Source organism: Acidithiobacillus ferriphilus, assembly GCF_018854775.1.
GTDB lineage: Bacteria > Pseudomonadota > Gammaproteobacteria > Acidithiobacillales > Acidithiobacillaceae > Acidithiobacillus > Acidithiobacillus ferriphilus.
On record NZ_JAAZTY010000019.1, the window covers coordinates 1 to 25,117 of the forward strand.

General features: G+C 58.6%; 21 protein-coding genes. 12 read left to right on the top strand and 9 right to left on the bottom strand.

The features are described from left to right. The 5 genes from murJ to HF921_RS01485 form a co-directional block, all read left to right on the top strand. Positions 1-1,070, top strand: a 1,070-nt coding sequence (murJ, locus tag HF921_RS01465; RefSeq protein ID WP_215893170.1) for a murein biosynthesis integral membrane protein MurJ, incomplete at its 5' end; no start/stop codon positions are given. A 259-nt stretch (positions 1,071-1,329) separates the two neighbouring features. Beyond that, on the top strand, positions 1,330-2,268 hold the full coding sequence (locus HF921_RS01470; protein ID WP_215892263.1) for a bifunctional riboflavin kinase/FAD synthetase: 939 nt from the start codon (positions 1,330-1,332) through the stop codon (positions 2,266-2,268). 2 nt (positions 2,269-2,270) lie between these two features. Continuing rightward, positions 2,271-5,084, top strand: coding sequence for an isoleucine--tRNA ligase (gene ileS, locus HF921_RS01475; RefSeq protein WP_215893171.1), 2,814 nt, complete (start codon positions 2,271-2,273; stop codon positions 5,082-5,084). After that, entirely contained in the window at positions 5,084-5,542 is a 459-nt protein-coding gene (gene lspA / locus HF921_RS01480) for a signal peptidase II (RefSeq protein WP_064219350.1), read from the top strand. Before ileS ends, lspA begins: the two co-directional genes overlap by 1 nt. Before the next feature lie 245 nt (positions 5,543-5,787). Next, complete coding sequence (locus HF921_RS01485) at positions 5,788-6,006, top strand: hypothetical protein (protein WP_064219370.1); 219 nt, start codon at positions 5,788-5,790, stop codon at positions 6,004-6,006. 75 nt (positions 6,007-6,081) lie between these two features. Here the strand turns inward: HF921_RS01485 and HF921_RS01490 are convergent, their stop codons facing one another. The 3 genes from HF921_RS01490 to HF921_RS01500 all read right to left on the bottom strand — a co-directional run bounded on the left by HF921_RS01490 (position 6,082) and on the right by HF921_RS01500 (position 9,232). Next, complete coding sequence (locus HF921_RS01490) at positions 6,082-6,828, bottom strand: SDR family NAD(P)-dependent oxidoreductase (RefSeq protein ID WP_064219351.1); 747 nt, start codon at positions 6,826-6,828, stop codon at positions 6,082-6,084. Continuing rightward, positions 6,825-7,400, bottom strand: a complete 576-nt coding sequence (locus HF921_RS01495; protein ID WP_215850347.1) for a thioredoxin family protein — start codon at positions 7,398-7,400, stop codon at positions 6,825-6,827. The genes HF921_RS01490 and HF921_RS01495 overlap by 4 nt, the downstream gene beginning before the upstream one ends. A 68-nt stretch (positions 7,401-7,468) precedes the next feature. Further along, positions 7,469-9,232, bottom strand: coding sequence for an ABC transporter ATP-binding protein/permease (locus HF921_RS01500; RefSeq protein WP_215893172.1), 1,764 nt, complete (start codon positions 9,230-9,232; stop codon positions 7,469-7,471). A gap of 126 nt (positions 9,233-9,358) precedes the next feature. On the opposite strand from HF921_RS01500, the gene HF921_RS01505 reads away from it, so the two are divergent. Further along, on the top strand, positions 9,359-9,835 hold the full coding sequence (locus HF921_RS01505) for a DsrE family protein (RefSeq protein ID WP_215893173.1): 477 nt from the start codon (positions 9,359-9,361) through the stop codon (positions 9,833-9,835). Here the strand turns inward: HF921_RS01505 and HF921_RS01510 are convergent. Further along, entirely contained in the window at positions 9,820-10,650 is an 831-nt protein-coding gene (locus HF921_RS01510; protein ID WP_215893174.1) for a carbon-nitrogen hydrolase family protein, read from the bottom strand. The two genes, HF921_RS01505 and HF921_RS01510, sit on opposite strands and share 16 nt — an antisense overlap. Beyond that, positions 10,647-14,345, bottom strand: coding sequence for a YhdP family phospholipid transporter (locus HF921_RS01515; RefSeq protein WP_215893175.1), 3,699 nt, complete (start codon positions 14,343-14,345; stop codon positions 10,647-10,649). The genes HF921_RS01510 and HF921_RS01515 overlap by 4 nt, the downstream gene beginning before the upstream one ends. Positions 14,346-14,606: 261 nt before the next feature. Between HF921_RS01515 and glnE the strand changes: the two genes are divergently transcribed. The 3 genes from glnE to HF921_RS01530 are packed head-to-tail and all read left to right on the top strand — an operon-like array spanning position 14,607 to position 18,626. Beyond that, entirely contained in the window at positions 14,607-17,471 is a 2,865-nt protein-coding gene (gene glnE / locus HF921_RS01520; protein WP_215893176.1) for a bifunctional [glutamate--ammonia ligase]-adenylyl-L-tyrosine phosphorylase/[glutamate--ammonia-ligase] adenylyltransferase, read from the top strand. A 14-nt stretch (positions 17,472-17,485) separates the two neighbouring features. Continuing rightward, positions 17,486-18,409 (top strand): branched-chain amino acid transaminase, encoded by a 924-nt coding sequence (locus HF921_RS01525; protein ID WP_064219358.1) that lies wholly within the window; start codon positions 17,486-17,488, stop codon positions 18,407-18,409. Between the two features lie 4 nt (positions 18,410-18,413). Continuing rightward, complete coding sequence (locus HF921_RS01530) at positions 18,414-18,626, top strand: zinc-finger domain-containing protein (protein WP_064219359.1); 213 nt, start codon at positions 18,414-18,416, stop codon at positions 18,624-18,626. Between the two features lie 20 nt (positions 18,627-18,646). On the opposite strand, the gene dsbD is transcribed toward HF921_RS01530, so the two are convergent. Then, positions 18,647-20,428 (bottom strand): protein-disulfide reductase DsbD, encoded by a 1,782-nt coding sequence (dsbD, locus tag HF921_RS01535; protein WP_278667182.1) that lies wholly within the window; start codon positions 20,426-20,428, stop codon positions 18,647-18,649. A 443-nt stretch (positions 20,429-20,871) separates the two neighbouring features. On the opposite strand from dsbD, the gene HF921_RS01540 reads away from it, so the two are divergent. From HF921_RS01540 to groL, 3 genes are all read left to right on the top strand, one after another. Further along, positions 20,872-21,633: an alpha/beta hydrolase gene (locus tag HF921_RS01540; protein ID WP_064219361.1), complete on the top strand. Its 762-nt coding sequence runs from the start codon at positions 20,872-20,874 to the stop codon at positions 21,631-21,633. A 133-nt stretch (positions 21,634-21,766) separates the two neighbouring features. Then, the gene (gene groES / locus HF921_RS01545; RefSeq protein ID WP_064219362.1) at positions 21,767-22,057 is read left to right on the top strand and encodes a co-chaperone GroES; all 291 of its coding nucleotides are present in this window, start codon (positions 21,767-21,769) and stop codon (positions 22,055-22,057) included. Positions 22,058-22,104: 47 nt separating this feature from the next. Beyond that, positions 22,105-23,760 carry a chaperonin GroEL gene (groL, locus tag HF921_RS01550; RefSeq protein WP_064219363.1) on the top strand — a complete coding sequence of 552 codons (1,656 nt, stop codon included), beginning with the start codon at positions 22,105-22,107 and terminating at the stop codon, positions 23,758-23,760. 217 nt (positions 23,761-23,977) lie between these two features. On the opposite strand, the gene HF921_RS01555 is transcribed toward groL, so the two are convergent. The 3 genes from HF921_RS01555 to HF921_RS01565 all read right to left on the bottom strand — a co-directional run bounded on the left by HF921_RS01555 (position 23,978) and on the right by HF921_RS01565 (position 24,892). Then, the gene (locus tag HF921_RS01555) at positions 23,978-24,190 is read right to left on the bottom strand and encodes a hypothetical protein (protein ID WP_215893178.1); all 213 of its coding nucleotides are present in this window, start codon (positions 24,188-24,190) and stop codon (positions 23,978-23,980) included. After that, positions 24,190-24,468, bottom strand: coding sequence for a plasmid mobilization protein (locus HF921_RS01560; RefSeq protein ID WP_215892256.1), 279 nt, complete (start codon positions 24,466-24,468; stop codon positions 24,190-24,192). The genes HF921_RS01555 and HF921_RS01560 overlap by 1 nt, the downstream gene beginning before the upstream one ends. A gap of 61 nt (positions 24,469-24,529) precedes the next feature. Beyond that, entirely contained in the window at positions 24,530-24,892 is a 363-nt protein-coding gene (locus tag HF921_RS01565) for a sulfotransferase (protein ID WP_215893179.1), read from the bottom strand. Positions 24,893-25,117: the final 225 nt, after the last annotated feature.

Genomic DNA, 25,117 nt, shown 5'->3' on the forward strand with positions numbered 1-25,117 from the left:
TACCCGCCTTTACACCGGTCTTTTTGAATCTGAGCATTATCGCAGCGGCGGTCTTCTGGGCGCCGCACCTTCAACAACCCGCTATAGCAGTGGCCTGGGGAGTTTTCATCGGCGGGGTGCTGCAGTTGCTGTTTCAACTGCCCGCCCTCAGACAGGTCGGACATCTGCGCTGGCCACGCTTGCGGCGCCGTGATCCCGGCGTGGGCAAGGTGCTGCGACTCATGGGACCGGCGGCATTCGGGGCATCGGTAGCACAGATCAATCTGTTTCTGAACACCATTCTCGCTTCCTTGGTGGGGGCAAATGTGGTGTCTTATCTGTATTACTCTGATCGTCTGGTGGAGTTTCCTCTGGGCGTCTTCGGAGTGGCGCTGGGGACGGTGGTGCTTCCGCTGCTCTCACGACAGGCGGCAGAGCGCTCGCCGCAATTCCCCAAAACCCTGGACTGGGCCTTGCGCCTCACATGGCTCATCGGGCTGCCCGCCACCGTCGGTCTGCTCATCCTGGCCCAACCGTTACTGATCAGCCTGTTTCGTTATGGGGCCTATACGGCTGAGGATGCCTGGCAAAGTACCCTCAGCCTGATTGGCTACGGCCTCGGCATCTTGCCGATCATTGCCGCACGGGTGCTCGCACCGGCCTTTTATGCCCATCAGAATACCCGCACGCCGGTGCGTTTCGGGATGATCAGTGTCGCGGTCAACATGGGTATCAGTCTTATCCTGGCGTGGCCACTGCAACAACTGGGCTTAGCCATCGCGACGAGCTGCGCCGCGCTGGTCAACGCCTTTTTACTCTGGCGTCGTTTGCGTCGCGACGGACTGTATCAGCCGCAACCCGGCTGGCCGATGCTTCTGCTGAAATCCGCCGGATTGGCGATGGTTATAGGCATGGTCTTATTGCTTTTGCGCGGCAACACAGCGCTTTGGCTATCACTGTCCCTCTGGGAGCGGCTGTTGCGCGTGCTGAGCCTGACACTCCTCGCCGCCACATTGTATCTGGCGGGTGCCTGGTGGCTGGGCATTCACGAACTGCGCGACTGGTATCGGCAGAGGCCGCCTCGTGCCTGATTCCGACGGACTGCACGGACATGGCGATACCGTCTTCGTCATCCAACGACCCGGTCAAATCAGGGGCTTTACCCTGCACGGAGCACCAGCCCGACTGGGCGGTTTCCGGCGCAGGAGAAAAGCGGTGAGGGGCGATGGCATACCCTGCCGCTCGCGCTCTTTAAGCCACACTCGTTCGGACCCTGGTGCAATCTAGGGTAATCCACATTTTTACGCTAAGATGACGGCATTTTTGGCAAACCCGGATTCACTGAGGCGCATGCACCCCTTCCCCTCGCTCCATCACCGTATTACCCATACCGCCGATGCAACCCAGGCGGTCAGCATCGGTAATTTCGATGGGGTGCATCGCGGCCATCAGGCATTACTGAGGACTCTGCAGGAAAGCGGGCTACCGACGGCGGTCCTCACTTTCGAGCCCCTCCCCCGAGAGTTTTTTCGCGGTACGGACGCGCCACCGCGCCTCAGCAGCCTGCGCGAGAAGGTGGTAGCGCTCCTCCAAAACAAGGTACAGAACATCACTTGCCTGCCTTTTAATCAGGCATTGGCCAACCTGTCCGCTGAAGATTTCATTACTCAGATACTGGTCAAACGATTGCGCTGCGGACTGCTGAGCGTCGGCCACGACTTCCGCTTTGGGGCTGGACGGCGCGGTGATCTGGACATGCTCCGCCGCTTCGGGCGGGAGTATGGCTTTTTGGTGAAAGAACAGCCCCCTTTTCTGCTCGACGGTGAACGGGTGAGCAGCACCGGTATCCGCATCTTTTTGCAGGCGGGCAAATTGTCACAGGCAGCGGCCTGGCTGGGACGTCCCTACGCCCTCTGCGGCCGCGTCGTACATGGCGATCATCTGGGTCAGGAACTGGGCTTTCCCACCGCCAACATCCCCTTGAATCGCCGGCCGGTGCCGGTCAAAGGCATCTTTGCCGGACGTCTGTTGAGCCCACAAGGAAACTGGGTCGCTGCCATCAGTATCGGCCTGCGCCCCACCGTCGGCGGCAAGCAGATGGTACTGGAGGCTCACTGCCTGGATGCGGACAGCCCCGATCTCTATGGACAGCAGGTTTCCGTAGAACTGCACCACAAGCTGCGGGACGAGGAGAAATATACTGACCTCGACACCCTTAAGGCCGCCATCGACAATGACGTCGTGAACACCCGAAACTTTTTCGCCGAACATCCCCAGGACCCTGAATAATCATGGACTATAAGCAGACCCTTAACCTTCCCAAAACCGAATTCCCCATGCAGGGAAAACTGCCGGAGCGCGAACCCGCGACCTTGGCCCGCTGGCAGGAGCATAACCTCTACGGAACGCTGCAGAAAGCGCGTGCCGAAAGTCCGGCATTCATCCTGCATGATGGTCCACCTTACGCCAACGGCAATATTCATATCGGCCATGCGGTCAATAAAGTACTCAAGGACATAATCAACAAGAGCAAGCTGAGTGAGGGTTTCCGGGTACCTTATGTGCCGGGCTGGGACTGTCACGGGCTGCCTATTGAGATTCAGGTAGAAAAAGAGTTGGGACGTCCCGGCGAAAAAGTCAGCGGCCAGGCCTTCCGCAATGCCTGCCGTGCTTATGCGGAAAGCCAGATTGCCGGACAACGTCAGGACTTCGAGCGCCTCGGTATTATCGGAGATTGGGAGAAACCCTATCTGACCATGCACTTCATGGCCGAAGCCAACATCCTGCGGGAACTCGGTCGCCTGACGGTGAAGGGCCAGGTGGTACGCGGTGCCAAGCCGGTACACTGGTGTGTGGACTGCGGCAGCGCCCTGGCAGAGGCGGAAGTGGAATATCAGGATCGCAGCGATCCTTCCATCGACGTCGCCTTCGTCGTCGCCGACGCCGCCGACCTGAGCCAACGCCTTGGCCTCGCTGAACCTGCAGAGGCCAGCGTGGCGATCTGGACAACCACACCATGGACCCTGCCCGCCAATCAGGCGGTCGCCCTGCACCCGGAATATACTTACGTATTGCTGCGCGCCGACAAGCGACACCTGATCCTCGCCGCGGATCTGGCAGAAAGCACCCTCGCCCGCTATGGCCACCCGGAAGCAGAAGTGCTGGCGGAGTTCGCCGGTGCGGTGCTGGAGGGTCTCCAACTCAGGCATCCCTTCCTGGATCGCGAAGTGCCGGTCATTCTCGGTCAGCATGTCACCCTGGAGGCGGGTACCGGCTGCGTACATACCGCCCCCGCCCACGGCGTGGATGACTATGAAGCGGCCCGGCGCTATCACCTGCCCGTAGACAGCCCCTTACTCGGCAACGGCCGCTTCAAAGAGGATCTGCCCCTGGGTCTGGGAGGTATCACCGTGCAGGAAGCCAATGAACGAGTGCCGGCCCTGCTGCGCGCGCGCAACGCCCTGCTCCACTTTGAAAAAATCCGCCACAGTTATCCCCATTGCTGGCGCCACAAGACCCCCCTGCTCTTCCGCGCCACACCCCAGTGGTTCATCAGCATGAGCGCCAATGACCTGCGCGAGAAAGCTATCGAGGCCATCGACGCCACCCGTTGGATTCCCGACTGGGGCAAAGACCGCATCGCCGGCATGGTCAACCAGCGTCCGGACTGGTGCATCTCCCGGCAACGGGCCTGGGGCGTACCCGTCGCACTCTTCTCCTGTGCCCAGTGCGGCGAACCCCTGCGCGATACCGACACTTTTGAGCGTGTCGCCCAGGCGGTGGAGACGGGCGGGGTCGATGCCTGGTTCAACCAGCCGGACAGCGATTTTCTGGCCGCAGATGCCCACTGCGGTAACTGCGGCCATGAGCATTTCCATAAGGTCACGGACATTCTCGACGTCTGGTTCGACTCCGGCGCCACCCACGCCTTTGTACTGGAGCAACGCCCCGAACTGCACAGTCCCGCGGATCTTTATCTGGAAGGCTCCGATCAGCATCGCGGCTGGTTCCAATCCTCCCTGCTGGAATCCGTCGCCAGCCGCGGGCGGGCACCCTACAAGGCGGTGCTTACCCACGGCTTCACCGTCGACGGCGAAGGTCGGAAGATGAGCAAATCCGTGGGCAATGTCATAGCTCCGCAGACGATCATCGACCGCTACGGCGCGGACATACTGCGCCTCTGGGTGGCCTCGGAAGACTACCGCAGCGAGATCCCCATCTCCGACACCATCCTCAAGCAACTGGGCGACAGCTATCGGCGCATCCGCAATACGGCCCGCTATATGCTGGGCAACACTCACGACTTTAATCCGGCCACGGACGCCCTGCCCACAGCGGAACTGCTGGAAATGGACCGCTGGATGCTGTCCCACACCGCGCTCCTGCAGGAGGAAATCCGCACGGCCTATGGCGAGTATCAATTCCTCCGCGTCCAGCAGCGTCTGCATCACTTCTGCTCAGTGGAGCTTGGCGGGCTCTATCTGGATGTGCTCAAGGATCGTCTCTACACCACGCCCGCCGCCTCGCGGGCGCGGCGCTCGGCGCAGACGGTACTCTGGCAGATGCTCGAAGCCATGGTGGTGTGGATGGCCCCCATCCTGAGCTTCACCGCTGAAGAAATCTGGAACGAGATGGGCAATCGCTCGTCCCCCAGCGTGTTTTTTGCGCAATATCCGAAAATTACACTAGCTGCCGACAGTGAAGCACTGGATGTACGTTGGGAGCGGCTCAATCGGTTGCGGGACGCCGTCAATGCCACACTGGAACCCCTGCGTCAGGAAAAAAAGATTGGCTCGGGTCTGGATGCCGAAATCGCCCTTTACGCCAACAGCGACTGGCATGAGTTTCTTGCACCACTCGGCGAGGAACTGCGCTTTTTCCTGCTGAGTTCCGCGTGCGCCCTGCGCCCCTATGGAGAACGTCCGGAAGGATGCAGCGATATCATCCCCGGCATCGCCATTCAGGTCCGGCCCAGTGACGCCCAAAAGTGTGCGCGCTGCTGGCATCGCCGCCCGGACATGGGTCGTCATCCCGAGCATCCGGATATTTGCAACCGCTGTGTCGGAAATCTCGCCTTACCCGGTGAAACACGGGAGTTCTGCTGATGCTGCGTTATTTATGGTTATCGCTCGGGGTCATTCTGCTGGATCAAGGCGTCAAGCTCTGGTTGAGCCACATCTGGCGAGTGGGACAAGGTATTATCATCATTCCGGGCCTGCTCAATTTCCGCCTGATCCACAATACCGGTGCCGCTTTCAGCTTCCTGGCGGGAGCTGGCGGCTGGCAACGCTGGCTGCTCATCGGCATCGCCCTGCTCGTGGTCGCGGTCATCGTCGCCATCCTGCGACGGCTCAAGCCCGGCTCCACCTGGACCGCCATATCCCTTGCACTGATTCTCGGCGGCGCAGTCGGCAACCTGATTGACCGCATCCGCCTGGGCTATGTGGTCGATTTTATTGGCGCCCACTGGGGTAGCCTCTACTGGCCCTACTTCAACATCGCCGACAGTGCCATTTCCATCGGTGCCGTGATACTGGTCCTCGACGCTTTCCGGCGCCATTGATGTAAAACCGCTGCGGGCCTGGGGGCTTTTTGCGACGCCAATCAAAGTAGCAAAAAGCAGCCCTGTTATTAGACCAATCTCCTCTGCAGCAGCAGCGCGACGAAGCATTGTCGTTTAAATGTGACAAAGTCCCCTCGACTGATCTGCCGGAAAACACTTACCCCATAATTATAATGACTTATTTTTTTGGCACGGTTATTGCTGATAGCTCTTATATTCATCAGAGCAAAGCAACGGAGACCAATATGGACAGCACCGCGAATCTTCTGGCCGCCTTACGCCGGGTACGCAGCTTCCCTAGCTACGCATCGTTCATGGCGGGCCACGAACGGCAACGCATCAAACGTGAGTTGCAAAAGCGCTTGCTGCGTCTACGTCGGCAGCGTCAAAGCCATAACCCCACCCACCTTGTCGCAAAAAAGCAACAGTCGGCCACTGGTTTATTGCACGCCATTTTCCACTGATCGTCATTGAATGGGCTGCACAGGTGGTTCTTCTTGAGAAGCCAACGTAGCCCCTCCATCCGGAGCAAACCGGCATCAACGCCGATGCACCATTCCTACCCGTGCCTGATCCCGTGGCTTAATGATAATTTCGTCAATATTCACATACGCAGGCCGCGTCACCGCCCATAAGATGGCGTCGGCAATATCTGCAGCCACCAAAGGTTTCATGCCGGCATAGACGCTGGCGGCCCGCTCTGCGTCGCCGTCGAAGCGCACGAGACTAAATTCCGTCTCCACCAGACCAGGATCAATTTCCGTCACCCGCAGAGGCTGACCCAGCCATTCCGCGCGCATAGTCTCCGTAAGCGCTTTTACGGCATGTTTACAGGCCGTATAACCACCACCACCGGCATAGGTTTCGTGGGCAGCGACACTACCGATATTCACCACGTGACCAACCCCGGAAAATGCTTTCAGCAGATGGGGATAGAGCGCTTTACTCATGCGCGCAAGGCCGAGAACATTGCTCTGCCACATTTCCTGCCAATGGGCCTCATTTAAGTCCGCAAGGAATTCCAGCCCCAGCGCACCACCCGCATTATTGACCAGCACATCGACTCCGGATGGTAGCTGAGCCGCAAATTCAGCCACACTGGCCGCATCGCTTACGTCCAGAAAAACAGCTTCCCCTCCCAACTCGGTCGCCAGCGCCTGCAAACGCTCCAAGCGCCGGGCACCAAGAATCACCCGGTATCCCTGTGCTGCCAGCGCGCGCGCCGCAGCCGCCCCGATTCCGGAAGAGGCACCGGTCACCACGGCGCAAAGCCCCTGCGCACTCATACCCAGTCCTCCGGCTCGTTACCCGGCCGCCATTTGATACTGCAACCAACGCTGGGCAGCACTTTAGCTGGCGGCTCGGCTCCCGCCAACACCGCCGCAACCGCCGCCGCCAAATCTTCACCCGTCACCGGCAGATCATTCTTGGGACGACTCGCATCAAACTGGCCGTGATAAAACAGTGCGCCCGCCGCATCAAAAAGGAACAGATCAGGCGTGCACACCGCATTAAAAGCCTTGGCTACACTTTGCTCTCCATCAAACAAATAAGGGAAGGAATACCCGGCGCGTCGGGCCTCTGCAGGCATTTTTTCCGAAGCATCGTCGGGATAAGTTACGGCATCGTTGCTGTTGATACCCACCACCTGCACGCCCTGCTGCTGCCATTGCGTCGTCAACTCGCCTAAACGCTTACTGATATGGATTACATAGGGACAGTGATTACAGATAAAAAGCACCAGCAAAGGCTTGCCCCGCGCCTGCGTGCTGCACCATTGTCCTGTCTGACCCCCGATGGGCAGGCAGAATTCGGGCATTGCCCCACCAACCGGCAAATCTTTTGCGGTCATGGCCATATTTCATCTCCTTTAAAATCAGCAGGATGGATAAGAGTAAAACAAGGTGTTCTTTCCGGCTGCCAGCATCAGATCGGTACCGGCTCTTGTCCTCCAGAGACGGGATGAACAACGGTCTCCAGGTGCCAACACCCGTCTCCTTGCAGACGCAAACAATACTGATGATGCCGCAACAGACTGGAGCGGTGACCCACGCTGATGATGGCGGTTTCTGGCAGCACCTCGACGAGCATATGGTAGAGCGCGTCCTCTGCTGGTTCATCCAGTGCGGAACTGGCTTCGTCCAAAAACGCCCACTGGGGCTTCTGTAACAGAATGCGGGCAAAGGCCAAGCGCTGCTGTTCACCCAAAGACAATACATGGGACCACAAACGGGCATCTTCCAACTTGTCGACCAGTGCATCCATAGCGACCAGATGGAGCACTTGTTGCAACTGGACGTCGCTGACCCCCGGCACTCCGAAGGGATACACCAGCACATCACGCAAAGTACCCAATGGCAGGTAGGGTTTCTGCGGCAGGAAGAGAGGACGGTCGCCCTGGGGCATTTGCACGACCCCTTCGCCAAAGGGCCAAATACCCGCCAAAGCACGTACCAGCGTGCTTTTTCCGCTGCCGGATGGACCCATGATCAGCAAACGCTGCCCACGCTGCACATCCATATCCAAACGATGAATCAACTCCCGGCCATCGGGCAGGCGCACGTTGAGATCTTTCACGAGCAGTCGCGGGCCGTCTTTGCGTTCAATCTGGTAATGGGTTTCACGGATGATCCGCACCTCATCCATAGACCGCTCAAAAAAACGCAACCGATCGACCACCGCATGCCAGTTGGCGAGGCTGCCGTAACTGCTGACGATGAAGGACAACGCGCCTTGCACCTGACCGAAAGCCGCAGCAATCTGCTGCAACCCACCGATCCCAATCGCCCTATTCACAAAATAGGCTGGCAGACTCACCAGGATTGGAAAAATAATGGCGGCCTGACCATACCCTGATACCCACCAGTTCAGGCGCATGGAGCGCCAGATAATCCGCCAATAGTTAGCATATACATTGGCAAAGCGCTGTAAGAAGTGATGGTGCTCTTCGGCCTCGCCGCCATACAGCGCGATACTCTCGCTGTTTTCACGCAAGCGCATCATACTGAAACGGAAATCCGCCTGAAAGCGCTCCTGGTTGAAGTTCAGACTGATGAGCGGCCGCCCAATAAGCGCGGCCAGAATGGTGCCGAAGATGGAATAAATGAGCGCTGCCCAGACCAGATAGCCCGGAATCGTATAAAGACTGCCCTGCCAGGGAATGGTAATCATGGCCGACAAGTTCCAGAGCATGAACACAAAGGCGGCAAGGGTCGTGACAGAACTGAGCAGACCTATCACAATATTCAGCGTCTGCCCGGTGAAACTGGCCAGATCCTCGCTGATACGCTGATCCGGGTTGTCGGTGCCATCACCCAGTACCTGCATGTGATAGAAGGTACTTTTGGCCAGCCAGGCATCCAGATAATGCTTCGTCAGCCAACGCCGCCAGCGAATCTCCAGCATCTGGGTAAAAAAGGTCTGGGAAACTGCGGCGACAATATATAACGTGGCCAGCCCGAGAAAAATCAGCATCTGGTGCCAGGCGGCATTCACCGCAAAGCGCTGCAGGGCATTCCAGAACACCGCATACCATTCGGTAATACGGTAGGAAATAAAGACCATGAACAGGTTGAGCAGGATAATGCAGGCAAACACCCCGCGTGCCATCCAGCGCTCCTCGGAGTGCCACCAATAAGGCTTGGTCATCTGCCATAGGTCACGGAAAAATGCGCCGTTAAACTGCTTCATGCACGGCCTCTGAAGAATATCTGTTCAACATCCACGCATACGCTCCTCATCCGCCGCGATCACGCCGGCGCAAATTTTGCTAGTCTTAGGGTGATTATCATAACCCGCAAAGCTCAGGAGGATAGCATGGCTCAAGCCAAAAACCATTCCCGCCGCCACTTCATGGAAGGTCTCGCGGCCGGGGTCGGTGCTTTGGCCGTCGCTGGTCAGGGCAAGGCCGGGGACATGCTGGAACCCAGCAAGAACAAAGCGGTCTACCAACTCAATAAATCTGATGCGGCCTATATTTTAGATATTCTGCACAGTGCGGCAACGGTCCTGCAGCATTTCAATAACGACGCAGACATCGTCATTGATTGTTTCGGACCCGGTATCTGGCTGCTGGTCAAAACGGAAAAAAACCATCACCACTACGAAAAATTCATTATGGAACAGGTACAAAGTCTGTCTATGTATGGCGTGGTCTTTAATGCTTGCGAGCAAACCATGAAGACCGTCAAAATCGACAAGGCCAGTCTGATTCCTGAGGCGAAGCCGGTATTCAGCGGCGCAGTGGACCTTATCATCCTGCAACAGAAGGGTTACGCCTATATCTCCTGGTAAGCGCCGCAACATGCCTGGCGACGATGATGCTGCAGGGCAGGCAGATTACTGCGACAGCGCTGCAAAAATTCCATGTCAACCTGGGCCAGCGCGACTCCTTCACCCTGGTCCAGACGGGCCAGCACCTGACCCCAGGGATCAATAATCATACTGCCGCCGAAGGTCTGACGGCCATTCTGGTGCAAACCACCCTGATCAGCGGCGAGCACATAGGCCTGGTTCTCAATGGCACGCGCCCGCAACAGACACTCCCAGTGCGCGGCACCCGTCTGCTGGGTAAAGGCGCTGGGGACGGCCAGTAATTCAGCCCCCGCATAACAGCGGTACAACTCCGGGAAGCGTAGGTCGTAGCAGACAGAGAGGCCAAGCTGGCCCCAGGGCGTGGTCACGGCCACCGGGGTCCTGCCGGGAGCAATGGTGCGGGACTCGCGGTAACTTTCGCCGCCCGCCAGATCGACGTCAAAGAGGTGTATCTTGTCATAACGCGCCTGGCGTTGCCCGGCGGGGTTGAAGGCCAAGCAGGCGGCATAGCAGCGTCCGTCAGGGGCGGCCAGGGGAATACTGCCCCCTATCAACCACAGGCCAAAGCGCTGCGCCTGCGCTGCCAACCAGGACTGGATCGGGCCATCGCCATCCATTTCCATAATGGCCAGTTTGGCTTTTTCGTCGCGTCCCATGAGCGCAAAATTCTCAGGCAAGAGCACCAGTTGCGCCCCCCCCATAGCCGCCTGCGCCAGCAGAGACTCGGCATGGGCGAGGTTATCCGCCAGCACCTCCGAAGACACCATCTGCACTACGGCAACCTGGACTTTCATGGTCTTTCCCCTCCGGTTTTGGCCGGTGCGTGGACCTGACGCACCACCGGATGCTTCCAGGGCCCATCCACCTGATAACGCCATTCTAGCACCTTGCCCGATTTCCCGAAGAGGGCGGGACCAAGAATCGGAAAATGTCCGAGGAGCAAGTCAAAACTCTGCAAGGGATAGACCTGCAACCCCATACTCATGGTTCGGTGTGTCAAGTCGACAGCGCCAACCCCCTTCATTTCGAGCGCGCTGGACTCAAGGCGTAGATTGCGGGTATGGGCGACACCATCCTGCACCTGGAAATCGGCAAAAAGCTTGGAAAAGAACAAGCCGCTGCCGAAGAGCGGGCGATAATCAAAGGTGATAACGTCCTGAAATAACGATGTAGGATTCAGGAAGACGAGCCAGGAAATATCCGTACCCAATTTTCCGAGTCGACCATTCCACAGCTTTGATTGTATGTTTCCGCTGAGATGCGCCACGGAGAAATCCCAGGGCGCGCCCGGCCAGGACAGCTTTCCCGCATAATCGGCACGGCCGTAGTCCAGGGTATCCATGCCGATGTCCTGCAGAACAGGGGCGATATTATTGCTGCGGACATTACCCTGAAAGGTCGACTGGCCAACTCCGGCGCCCTGCCACGACCCTTTAAAGTCCCATTGACTGCCGGCCCAATCGCCTTTGAGCATAGATATGTTCCAGCCGGTCTTCGATCGCCCGGCATCCAGCAACACGTCATGCACCTTGTGGCCCCGCCAATCGAGTTGCGCGATATGGGTATGCAGCGTCAGCGGATTACCCGCGGCTCCCCGCAGTGTTTGCGAAAGGATGGCGGAAGAGGACCCAGAGGATGTCGGTGCCGCGATGCTTAATTTCTGGATGTCCAGATGCAATTGAGCAGGGACCATGGGCTGCGGCGCGTGCGCATACTGTAAGACGCCGGATAACCGGGGGCTGGCGCATTGCAGATACAGCTTTTTCTCCGCCGCCACCCGGCCGCGCATCTGCACATCCGGCCAATCCTGTTCCAGAAAACGCAGATGCCGCCAATGCAGGTCGAAGCGGATTTCCGGCCATGTCCCGCGGTCTGCTCCGCCTTTCAGCATACTCAGCCACGGCCCTACGGAGAGGCTATCACCAAGGCCCCGAAGGGAAAACCCATTACTGGGCAGCGACGGAGGGATTTCTCCACCCAAACGGGCCGCGCCAGCCTTCCATCGCCAGCCGGATTTCTCCCGTTGCCAGTCCAGGACCGCAGACCCCATGGGCAGATTGAAATTGACTTGCAGACGGTGAGCCACGTTACCATGGCCTTGCGCGGTCAGGCTGCCACCCTTGCCTGATGCCCAATTCAAGGGCGCCGGCAAAGTACTACGACTTTGGCGCAGGTCGGCACTGCCTTTGAAACGCAACTCGTCGTTTAACAATGTACCGCTACCCTGATATGGAACGGCACCACTGAAAGCCGTGCGCCAGCGCTCCGGCATCGGCAGATCCGCCGCTTGTAGCGCACCCTGCAGTGAAAAATGCAGGCGCGGCACGGTCGCCAGTTGACTGGCCCGCAGGCTCGCCTGCACGGGACCACCGGCAAAAATGCCTTGCAGCCCGCCAACCTGAATCTTATCCCGCTGAAAATAAATCGGCCCTTGTATACCGGTCGCCTGCCAACCACTCCATCCGGCTCCCGCATGACGGATATCGATTCGGCCATCCACCTGGCTTTTCTCAGCCCCGAAAGGGATGCTGAAGGCTAATTGTAATTGTCCCTGCCCGCTCAGACGCAGAGGCATATTCGCCACGGCCTTGCCCTCCAGTATGGGTGTTTCCCGCAAAAAGGGCAGCAATTTATCCAACGGGATCGGCGTCTTCAAGGTTACCTGCAGCGGTGAAGTATGCGCTGCGAAAAGATGGTTGAGATCGATGCTGACGGAAGCAACCGGCATCCCGAAAATGTCACCCTGATGGCTCTGAACGGAAAGGCGGTCTCCCAGCCAGAGGAGTTGCGCGTTCACTTGCGTCGCCATTGGCCAGTGCGGGGCATAATGCAGGGTCACATGGCGAAAATTCGCCCGCAGCGAAAAATGTCCGCCCAGCGCCTGGCGGGGAAGGTGATTCCATGGTCCCCGCCACCGCAGATCAGCATGCTGCAATGACCCCGCCTGAAATGCCTGCAGCAACCAGTGGCGCAGGGCAGGACTAATACCGCTCTGCGGTACGAAATCCGCCAGCGCCGTCGCGGGCATATCGTCAAGCTGAGCCTTCAGACGTAATTGCTGGCCCTGCACCGCGAGGCTGGCGTGCAGGTGACCAGGACCCTTAAACGCGATCGGATTGGCCTGAATCGTCCAGTCTGCCTCTGTTTTCCGGGCGGCAATCCGTGCCGAAATTTCCTGCAAGTGCAGCGGTGCCGCGAAGTGCTGCGGCCAGTCCAGGATAAGCTTCGGACTAACCATATGAAATTTTAAGACTTCCGGGCGAAGGACGAGGTCGCCGCTAAGGCCCTGCACGCCGAACCAGTATCCATGGGGCGGGACACCAATGTCATGAAGTACGGCCTGAAGCTCCCAAGTGGCGGGCTGGTGGTGTTCGGCGCTGTGTGAGCGGAAGCGCAGGTCGCGCAGGCTACCTTGCCACCGTTGCTGAGGTATCCACCGGAGTTGCGCGGGGAGGACCATCTCCGGCACGTTCCGGAGAAGTGCGGCGGGAAACAGTGGCGTTTGCACCTGCCATTGCAGGCGATGGCGCCAGTTGAGCCCCACGCGCATTGCCAAAGATTGTGCGGCAAGTCCTGTCAAATCAGCAAGCTGCAATGTCCCGGCGGAACCCGTTCCAACCCAGCCCAGATGGCCATGGATCTGTGCCCACTGCTTGCCGTCCACCCCGGCGTCATGCACGGCAAATTGCCCGGTAGCGGTGCGCGGCAAACCATAACGCCATTGCAGGCGCCCGCTGCCACTCACGTTTCCGCTCAGCATCGGCAGGCGCGGATCCGCGAGATGAAGCCACGGCAGCGGCAACGATTGCAATATCCAATTACCACTGCCGGAGGAACGCCCCGGACGGGTAAAAACGCCATGCGCCACTCCTGAGTAGCGCAACAAGCCTTGCGGTGACCAGCGCACCCGCACCTGCATCCGTGGACGCAGACCACCGCTGCTCTGCCACCGTACCTGCAGAGAAACGGGAGCGGCCTGCAACTGGGGGCGCCATTGTAGGGTCAGGTGCTGAACATCCACATGAGCCCAGTCCAGATCCAGTGGCACCAGTGGCAAAGGCGACCCGCCACGTCCCAGCGACTGTCCGGCCACCTGCCAGCCGCCGTTGGCCGCCTGAACGACGGACACCTCGCCGTCCGCAACGCGGAAATCCCGCGCCACCAGGTCCCCCCAGAGCAGTGGCAGGGCAAAAAGGCGCAGGTGCACCCCGTGCAGCGCCAGTTCCGGCTGTGCAGACGGACCCACCCGCAACGTGGCCAATTCCAGCGACGGTCCCCAGTTCCAGCCCAAGCGCATTCCGCGCACCTGCACCGGAGCACCCCAAGCCCGCGACAGGTATTGAGAAACATAGGGACGCAATAATTCCAGATGGGGAATCAGCAGAAGATAAAAAACCACCGTCGGCAACACCAGCACGGTCGGCACGATGGCCAGCAGCCAACCGCCCGCCCGGCGGGCACCGGCAAAAGTCAGGCGTAAGCGCGGCAAGGCACGCCTCTCCTTGAAAGCCCGCAATATCAGCCAACCCGTCCGGTCAACGCCGGTAAACGCCGTGAGGTAATGTAATGTGCTCCCTGCTACGATTCTCTCTGCGGATCGCGTTACCATATAGCACCGCGTAACGCGCCAACGGTAACCGCACAAAATCCTAGCACAAGAAGCACCACAGAGCCTCATGCGGACCCCAAAACAGAGATTAAGTTACACTGCCCATACACACGATGCGGAACACCACCGGAAGGAGCACGCATGGCGGCCCCCGAGTTACCCGAGGAAATCATCCACGCCATTAACCTGTTACCCCTGGAAGCGGCGGCGATCACCGGACCGCTCGAAACCACCTGGGCCGCCCTCTCTGCTGAGGAGCAGACCGAGCTCCGACACCTGGGATCCGCCTTTGCCGCACATTGGGCACATATCGCTTGTGTCAGCCCCTTTGCGCGCCAACTCCTCCTCCGTCATCCCCACTGGTTGCCGCGCCTTGCACGCGGCGGACACAGCGACCTTGCCACCAGCCATGGACTCAGCAGCGACGTCTTCCTTGCCAATCTGCGCCAGTACCGCAATGCCCGTATGGTAGAAATCATCTGGCAGGATCGTCAGCCCGGCGAACATTATCCAGAGACAGTAGCCGCCCTCAGCGAGCTGGCCGAAATCTGTCTGCAACAGGCTTATGCTTATGGCGTAGAGATGCTGCGCCAGCGCCATGGCATCCCCCGCAACGACGACGGTCAAGAGGTGCCTTTCACCATCCTCGGCATGGGCAAGCTGGGCGGGCGCGAACTCAACCTCTCCTCCGACATCGACCTCATCTTCTGCTACGGCGAAGACGGCGAGACGGATGGCCCCATCCCCCTCGACAACAGCACATACTTCCAACGCCTCGGTCGCTGGCTGATTCAGGCCCTCGATCAGCGGACGGCGGACGGCTTCTGCTTCCGCGTCGACATGCGCCTACGCCCTTTCGGAGATGCCGCCCCCCTCTGCATCTCCGTCGCGGCCATGGAGCAATACTATCAGGTGCATGGCCGCGGCTGGGAGCGCTACGCCTTTATCAAGGCGCGCCCCGTCGCGGGTGACCTCGCCTTAGGCCAAAACCTCCTCCACACCCTGCGCCCTTTTGTCTATCGCCGCTACCTGGACTACACCGCCCTCACCGGCCTGCGGGAAGTCAAAGCCCTCATGGATGCGGAACAGGGTGGCAGCAGCAACGACATCAAAAAGGGCCAAGGCGGCATCCGTGAAATCGAGTTTGTCTGTCAATCCCTGCAAATTATCCACGGTGGCCGCCAACCCGCCCTGCGCAGCACCAACACCCTGGATACCCTTGCGGCCATCGCCAGTGCCGGATTACTGCCCGCGGACGATACCGACCAGCTGCGCCGCGCTTATCTTTTTTTGCGCAATACTGAACATTGCCTGCAAATGGTCGATGATCAGCAGACTCAGCAATTACCGCACTCTGAGCTGGAATGGCAACGCCTGGCCTGCGGCATGGGTTTCCCTGATGTCATGACCATGCGCGAAACCCTCGACACCTTCCGCCAGCAGAACCACATCATCTTTCAGCGCACCCTGGCCTCCGGGAAGGATGATCGCCAGGGTAAAAACAGCAACGGAGAGAAACTCTGGCAACGCGCTCAGACCAATGCGCTGGAAACCGTTCCCAGCGATCTGCTCCAGGTCCTGCGCTTCACGGCACCGGAAGCCGTATGGACGCGCCTCTGGCGTTTCACTCACAGCCGCGATGTGGCCAGCCGCCTCTCTACAGAAGGACGTCAACGCCTCGATCGCCTGCTTCCACTGGCCCTCGATCTCTGCAGCGCCCAGCCAGACACCGACGCCTGGTTACATCGCTTCCTCACCCTCATTGAGGCCATTCTGGGGCGTGCCAACTACCTCGCCCTGCTTGCGGAAAATCCACCGTACCTCATGCGCATCGCGGAGTTACTGCACAGCCCCTGGCTGGCACAGGAACTGGCACGCTTCCCCATCCTGCTGGATGACGTACTCGGCGACACAGTCATCAGCCCCGAGCACTGGCCGCAGGCCCTCGCTGCACAGTTACAGCTCGCTGAAGATATGGAAGAACGAATGGATGCCCTGCGGCGCTTCAAAAACGCCGAAGTCCTGCGCCTTGCCGCCGCCTTCTGGACGAACCAGATGCCTGTGGAAACTCTGCTCCCCCAACTCAGTGACCTCGCCCAGCTTACCCTGCAAACCGCATTGGCCTGGGCCGAAGCGGAAATGCAGCGCCGCCACGGCAGCGTGCGGACCGGCAACGGCCAAGTGGCCCCCTTCATCGTTATCGCCCTCGGCAAACTGGGCGGCCGGGAAATGGGCCTTGCCTCCGATCTCGACCTGGTCTACCTCTATGACGCATCCCTCGACACCGAAAGCGACGGTACCCTGCCCCTTCCTGCCCCTACCTGGTTTGCCCGTCTCGGACAACGGCTTATTCACATCCTCAGCACCCTCACCCGTGCCGGTCTGCTCTACCAAATCGACATGCGCCTGCGCCCGAGTGGGCAATCCGGGCCTCTGGTCACGACGTTGGATGCCTTCAGCCGCTATCAGCACGAATCCGCCTGGACCTGGGAACATCAAGCCCTCACCCGTGCCCGCTGGGTCGCCGGGGATAGGGAACTCGGTGCCCGTTTTACCCGCTTGCGTGCAGAAATCCTCGGTCGGCCGCGCCATCCCGAGCAGTTAGTGGAAGACGTCCGCAGCATGCGGCAGCGCATTTATCGGAGCAAAACCATCGCTCAGGACGCCTTTCACCTCAAACTGAGCCCCGGTGGCCTCACAGATATCGAGTTTCTCGTACAATTTGCTATGCTAGGGGCTTGCTCCCGGCAGCCGACGCTATGCCAGGATACCGGGACCGCCGCAGGGATAGCCGCACTGACCCGCGCGGGTATCTGGAACGCGGAACGGGGCGCCGTCCTCGGGCAAGCCTGGCGACTGTACCGCCAGGAAGAAAACCGGCGCTGGCTGAATTTGCAGGGCAACGAAATTCGCACTGCAGCGGTTCCCGATTGGGACGCGCTACAAGCCGCAGCGCATGGAGTGCGGGAGATTTGGCAGGAACTCATTGGCAGTTATAGCGATTAACAGGAGATGTGACGATGTCCATGGCGGAACGCGACGGTTTTATCTGGTTTGACGGCAAGATGGTCCCCTGGCGGGAGGCCACCGTGCATGGCCTCACCCACAGCCTACATTACGGCATGGGCTGTTTTGAGGGCGAACGTGCCTATGCCACCCTCCAGGGCACCGCCATTTTCCGCCTGCCGGAACACACCAAACGCCTCTTCAACAGCGCCAAGATTTTGCAGATGGAGGTCCCCTTCACGCAAGAGCAGATCAACGACGCCACCAAAGAAGTCATCCGCGCTAATAAGCTGGAGTCCGCTTATATCCGCCCCCTACTCTTCTACGGTGCTGAAGGTATGGGCTTGTCCGCCAAGGGACTCAAGGTCCATGCACTCATCGCCGCCTGGAGCTGGGGCAGCTATTTGGGCCAGGAAGCGCTGGAAAAAGGGATCCGCGTCAAGGTGAGTTCCTTCAGCCGTCACCATGTCAACGTGCACCTGTGCAAGGCCAAGGCCACCGGCAACTACATGAACTCCATGCTGGCCCAGCGCGAGGCTTCGTCCTGCGGCTATGATGAAGCCCTGCTGCTGGATCGTGAAGGCTATGTCGCGGAAGGTTCTGGCGAAAATATCTTTATGATCCGCGACGGCATTCTTTACACGCCGACACTGACCAGCGCCCTGGAGGGTATCACCCGCGATACCATCCTGCGCTTCGCCCGCGAAGCCGGCATCCCCATCGTCGAGAAGCAACTGACCCGCGACGAGTTCTATATTGCCGACGAAGCCTTCTTCACCGGCACCGCGGCGGAAGTCACCCCCATCCGCGAGATTGATGGCCGGGTCATCGGCGAAGGGCATCGTGGTCCGGTCACCGAAATGCTGCAAAGCCGCTACTTCGACACCGTAACCGGGCGCCGCGATGACCATCCGGAATGGCTGCATCACGTTGGCTGACCCCATGACCCAACCCATCAAGTGCTGTGACCAGAGCTATACCGAGGTGGAAGCCAAAGACCTCCCCCTCTACTGCCCCATGCCCAGCATGAGCCGCTGGAACGGGCACCCCCGGGTCTTTCTCAAGATCGAAGAAACCGGAGAAGTCCGCTGCCCGTATTGCGGGACACTTTATGTACTCAAGGGCTGGCCAGTAAAGAAGGCGGCGGGGCACTGAAAAGCATCGGCATGACTACTCTAAGATTTCGGCAGCCACTGCAAAAACGCCTCTGATCCTAAATACCCTTCCTGCTGCGCGGCCATCTTGCCGTCGGCACCTACGGCGATGAAGGCGGGAGGGCCGACCAGATTGTGACGTTTCAGGAGGACACGACTGGCGGCATCATCCTTTGTTACATCCACGCGGATCAGCACCCATCCCCGTAAAGCGGCCCGCACCCGCGGATCGGCGAAAGTGACTTTATCCATACGCACGCATTCCACGCACCAGCTTGCCCAGTAATCCACCAGTACCGGCTTGCCGTGAGCTTGCGCCAGCGCATTCTGTAAAGCCTCCGGAGTTTTTACCACGCTAAAGTGCAGCGCACCCGGCCGAGTTTCCTGATGCGCCGGTCCTGCCGTGTAAGGTGTCAGTGGTTGTAACGGATCACTGGCCCCACTCAGTGCCCCCAAGCCCATAACCAAACCATAGGCCAGCAATAAGACGCCGACACCTTTCCAGAAACGGCGCCAGCCCGAAGCGCCCGCCGCCATCACATCCAGCGCGCCAAGATACATGGCGCTGATCACCGCCAGCGCTGACCACAAGGCCAGACTCACCGGCGCCGGCAAAACCCGAGCCAGTAGCCAGATAGCGACGCCCAACATCAATACGCCAAAAACCGCTTTGACGGCATCCATCCAAGCGCCAGCGCGCGGCAACAAATGGCCAGCGGAAGTGCCGATGATCAGTAAGGGCACCCCCATCCCCAAACTGAGCACGAAGAGCGATAATCCGCCAAGGAAAACATTCCCCGTCTGCGAAATAAAGAGCAGCCCGCCCGCCAGGGGTGCCGCCACGCAAGGTCCGACAATCAGCGCTGACAGTGCCCCCATGACAAAGGTACTGAACAGATGTCCGCCCCGTCCCGTGCCCGCCAGGCGCGTCTGGATACTGCTCGGCATTTGCAGTTCGTAAAAATCAAACATGGATAGTGCCAACAGCACAAAAATAAATGCAAAAACCCCCAGTACCCAAGGGCTCTGAAAGGCTGCCTGCATATAGGCCCCAGTCACCGCCGCGAGCACTCCGGCGATCGTATAAGTCAGTGACATCCCCAGCACATAGGCGATGGAAAGCGCAAAGGCACGTGAGCGTTGCTGGCCGTGCCCTGCCTCCTGCCCGATAATCAGCGCCGAGAGAATAGGGATCATGGGGAAAATACAGGGTGTGAACGCCAGACCCAGCCCGGAGAGGAAAAAGAGCCCCAACGTGAGCCAGAAACGACCCTGCAAAGCCCCCGCGATGGCCCCGGCATTACTCGTCGGGCTGATCGCGGCAGATGTGGCCACCACGTTCGGTGACTGCACAACAGGCGCCGCCGGAGATGCCATAGCTTGCCGGGGCAAAGCCAGCCTGATCGTCTTGGTCTGCTCAGGGTAACAAACGCCGGCATTGGCACAGCCCTGATAGGTGCCTTTTAGTTCAATGAACGCAGGGGCCGTTCCTTGGATGGTGAAAGGTACCGTGAGGGTATTTTGTCCTTCCAGCACCCGTACTTTGCCAAAGGCGGGATCATTCAGCATCATCCCCGTGGGCAAGGTGTAACGACCGAGGATAATGCTGCCCGGAGTCACGGAGAATTTTATCCGGTCGCGGTACAGGTGGTATCCCGGCGCCACATTCCAGCGCAGTTGCAACTGGTCGTGGCCGCTCAGTCTCGCGTCAAAGCGAAAGGCCTGGTCCGGCGCCAAAAATGGTGCAGCGTGGGTTAACGGTAGCCAAAACAGCAGCAGGAAACCGAAAATGGCACTCCACACCGATGCGTTCCTGGCCCGAATGGTCCTATTCCCTGCTCCAATTTTCATCCCTGCATCGCTCCTCACCACGCTGTCATTACCCTGCGGACATTTTCCGCAGGTTATCCGTTCCTTAAGGCAGCAAGAACTGCGCCACCACGCAGAGGATACGGGGTCTCAGAAAGAAATCCCAGAGGCATGGAACTTTCTGCAGACCTCGTTCTCTAATCCTTTGCAAGCGGCTGTAATGGTTGCGAGCGCATGTTTCTTCCTCCTTTGGTGGTTTTGGGCGGACCTCACGGTCCGCCCTTCTTTTATCCGACCGGTCGGAATGTAATTTGCCAGCGTTCCTGTAATTTGCTAATATTTTTCGCTGCAGTCAGTAGCAGGCTGCAGCGCATGTTTCTTTCCTCCTTTGTGGTTTTAGGGCGATTAAAGTCGCCCTTTTTTGCGCGGAGCAGCCTGTGTCCCTCTCAGCCGAAAGACCTTTTACTCTGGTTCATCCCAACGGGGAACGCGTTTGCGGACTCATTCATGAAACCCATACTGACCCCGTCGGCGTCTTTCTGCCCGGCTTCGCCTCCAACATGGAGGGCGCCAAATCACGACTCCTCGCCTGCAACGCACAAGCGCAAGGCTGGTCCTGGGTACGCTTTGATCCGCGTGGCGTCGGACGCTCGGACGGACTGTTTCAGGCCCTGACTCTGTCCCGCTATCTGGCGGACCTCCAATTGATTTTGCAAATGCTGGAAAACCGTCCAGTGCTTTTGGTAGGCTCCAGCCTGGGTGGCTGGCTGGGCACCATCGCCGCCACCCGCTGGCCAAAACAGATCCGCGCCCTGTTACTCATCGCCCCCGCCTACAACTTTATTCAGGAAATTTTCCGGAACCTGCCCGCTGACGAACAACAAGCCTGGCAGGACACCAACCTGCGCTGCTGGGGAGATCCTTATGGCCTCGGCGAACTGCACATGCGCTTTGATCTGGTGGCAGACAGTTGGCGCTACGATTTTCTGCGCTTCCCGCCTTATCTGCGTTGTCCCGTAGAAATTCTCCACGGCAGCGCCGATAAGGACGTACCCCTTGCCCTCAGTTATCAGTTCGCCGCCCGCGCCCATGCGCCGGAACTGGCTATCCGCCCCTTACCGGGCGTCAATCATCGCTTGCAAGGCGCCGATACTGTGCTCCTGCGCAGTCTGCAATCCCTTTGGACCCGTATTTCCTAAACGAACACCTCAGCTCCGGCCGCCCCTTGACAGAACATTCTCAGCGCCTATCATTAGCACTCGATGGGTGTGACTGCTAACAGCACCCAGGATGGAGTCATCCACTAACCTGTATAAAACGAGGAAATGCTCAATGAAATTGCGTCCTTTGCATGATCGTGTCGTCATCCGTCGTCTGGAAGAAGAACAAAAGACTGCGGGCGGGATTATCATTCCCGACACTGCCAAAGAAAAGCCTGTACAGGGTGAAATCGTTGCCGTTGGCCATGGCAAAATTCTGGAAGACGGCAAGATTCGCGCCCTCGACCTCAAAGTCGGCGATCGCGTGCTGTTCGCTAAATATGCCGGCACCGAGATCAAGGTAGACGGCGAAGAACTGTTGGTGATGCGTGAAGACGACATCATGGCGGTCGTCGAAAAGTAAGCATTGCTGAATATCCCAACCCTATCCACATATTTTGAGGAGTATTTATGCCAGCTAAACAAGTAGCCTTTGCCGAACATGCCCGCGAGAAGATGTTGCGCGGCGTTAACGTGCTTGCCGATGCCGTCAAGGTCACCTTAGGTCCCAAGGGCCGCAACGTGGTGCTCGACAAATCTTTCGGTGCCCCCACCATCACCAAGGACGGCGTCTCCGTCGCCAAGGAAATCGAACTGGCCGACAAGTTCGAGAACATGGGCGCGCAGATGGTGAAAGAAGTCGCCTCCCAGGCTTCCGACGAAGCCGGTGACGGCACTACCACCGCTACCGTTCTGGCCCAGGCCATCATCCGCGAAGGCCTCAAGGCCGTCATCGCCGGCATGAACCCCATGGACCTGAAGCGCGGCATCGACAAGTCGGTCATCGTCATCGTCGAAGAGTTGAAGAAGCAGTCCAAGCCCTGCAAGACCCAAAAGGAAGTGGCTCAGGTAGGCACCATCTCCGCCAACTCTGACGACTCCATCGGCAAGATCATTGCCGAAGCCATGGAGAAGGTCGGCAACGAAGGCGTCATCACCGTGGAAGAAGGTTCCGGCCTCGCCAATGAGCTGGACGTCGTCGAAGGTATGCAGTTCGACCGCGGCTACCTCTCCCCCTACTTCGTCAACAACCAGGACAAGATGGTTGCCGAGCTAGAGAATCCTTACATCCTCCTGCACGACAAGAAAATCTCCTCCATCCGTGACATGCTGCCCATCCTGGAGCAGGTCGCCAAGTCCAGTCGTCCGCTGCTGATCGTCGCTGAAGATGTCGAAGGCGAGGCGTTGGCTACCCTGGTCGTCAACACCATGCGCGGCATCATCAAGGTCGCTGCGGTCAAGGCCCCTGGCTTTGGTGATCGTCGCAAGGCGATGCTCGAAGACATGGCCATTCTGACCGGCGGTCGCGTGGTTTCCGAAGAAATCGGTATGAAGCTGGAGAGTACCACCCTCGCCGATCTCGGCCAGGCCAAGAAAATTGTCATCGACAAGGAAAACACCACCATGATCGATGGCGCTGGTCAGCAGAGCGAGATCAAGGCGCGCGTTGAGCAGATCCGTCGTCAGATGGAAGATGCCAGCTCCGACTACGATCGCGAGAAGCTTCAGGAGCGCGTGGCCAAGCTGGCCGGTGGCGTTGCCGTCATCAAGGTCGGTGCCGGTTCCGAGATGGAAATGAAGGAAAAGAAGGCTCGTGTCGAAGACGCCCTGCACGCTACTCGTGCGGCTGTCGAAGAAGGCATCGTCCCCGGCGGCGGCGTGGCGCTGGTCCGTGCCCGTCACGCACTGGAAGGCTTCAAGACCGCCAACCACGACCAGGACATGGGTGTTGCCATCATCCGTCGTGCCATCGAAGAGCCACTACGCCAGATCGTCGCCAATGCCGGCGGTGAAGGCAGCGTAGTGCTGAACAAGGTTGTGGGCGGTAAAGACGGCTACGGCTACAACGCCGCCACCGACGAATATGGCGACATGTTCGAGATGGGCGTCATCGACCCGACCAAGGTCACCCGTACCGCGTTGCAGAAGGCCTCCAGCATTGCCGGCCTGATGATCACCACGGAAGCCATGATCACCGAACTGCCGAAGAAAGACGACAAGTCCGGTGGTGACATGGGTGGTGACATGGGTGGTATGGGCGGCATGGGTGGTATGGGCGGTTTCTAAGCCCCACTCCCCGACGTCTGTAGCGTCAGCAAACCGGCCCTTTGGGGCCGGTTTTTTTATGGGTCATGCGTCTCAACGCAACTGTATGTGGGCGCTATACAAACGGCAATATGCAAAACAAGGTTGGAAACCGCAAGCCCAGCGGCTTTGATCGATCGGATGGTCTTAAATGCTTCTGGTTGGAACGTCCCATTGGACGGTAGGCAGCGGAACGCGATCAGTCTTTGAGTTCCAGTTGGACCGCATCAGTCCTTGTGGTAACCGGACGTGATAATGCAATTTCCAACGCTGTTTCAAGCCGAATTACCCGCTCCGTTAGATTCTCAATCTTTTCCTGCTGTGACTTTGCTGTGCCGGCCAGTGCCTCAACCTTGTCATTCATCTTGATGACGGTGGTTAACGCATCCCACATCTTGTTCGTGATTGCCATCAATACACCCGCCCAGATTCCATGGCTGCAATACGTTTGTTTGAGGTATCCACAAAGGACAATGCGTCGTCAACGGCAGCACTCGCCTGGGCAGTTGTCTTCAACATCTGGTCAATCATCCCCTCCAGCATCTTCTCGTCCTCGCTCGGGCAGAACGACGAGGCGGCGCGGCGTAGAAACTCTCCCATCGACATATGAGCGTCCCGGGCCATCTTGGCGATCAGTGCCTTCTCCTGCGAAGTCACCAGAACCGGAATGCGTTCATTGGCTGTTGCCATTGCTTTCTCCTTGCATGTGCATGTTCAGCACATGCGTATCATAAATGGAGCCCGCAAAAAATCAAGTGGGCTTGCAACCATGTTTTGCACAAAACGGAGGTTGGTCGGGTTTGATGCGAGCAAAGACTTCCCACCTCAGTTTGCACATAGCCATACAAACCATCAACACAGAATGAAGACCTGGGGTGCCCATTTTTTCATCATAAGAGACTGTCTCCTGATGCACATTATCGAAATCGTGCTGGAACGCATCTTGTCCAATGAATTTGTATATTTCATTCAAGACCATCCCAGGATTCTCCACCAGGCTCTCGTATTGAACCAGCATGAGTCTGGAGGCTTGCATTCCATGTACAGCCTGTCTGAGTGCGTCAAGGGCATAGCCTACGAGGCCAAGCGGTCCTGTCACGTTATTCACGTGCATATAAACCGTTCCTCCCGACGAGCTATGATCGAAAGTGGTGTACGGGCAGATTACATCTGACTTGAGTGAGGTGGCGCACTGTTGCTACAAAGGGTTTGCCGACCAATGAGCAACGAGGAGTGCGCCGTGAAAGATAGTACCGTTTTTGAGAGTGGTATGGGAGAGCTGGGCCTGGGCATTGAAGGCGTACTTCGGCGAGCGGCACGTTCCCTGATCGAACAGGCC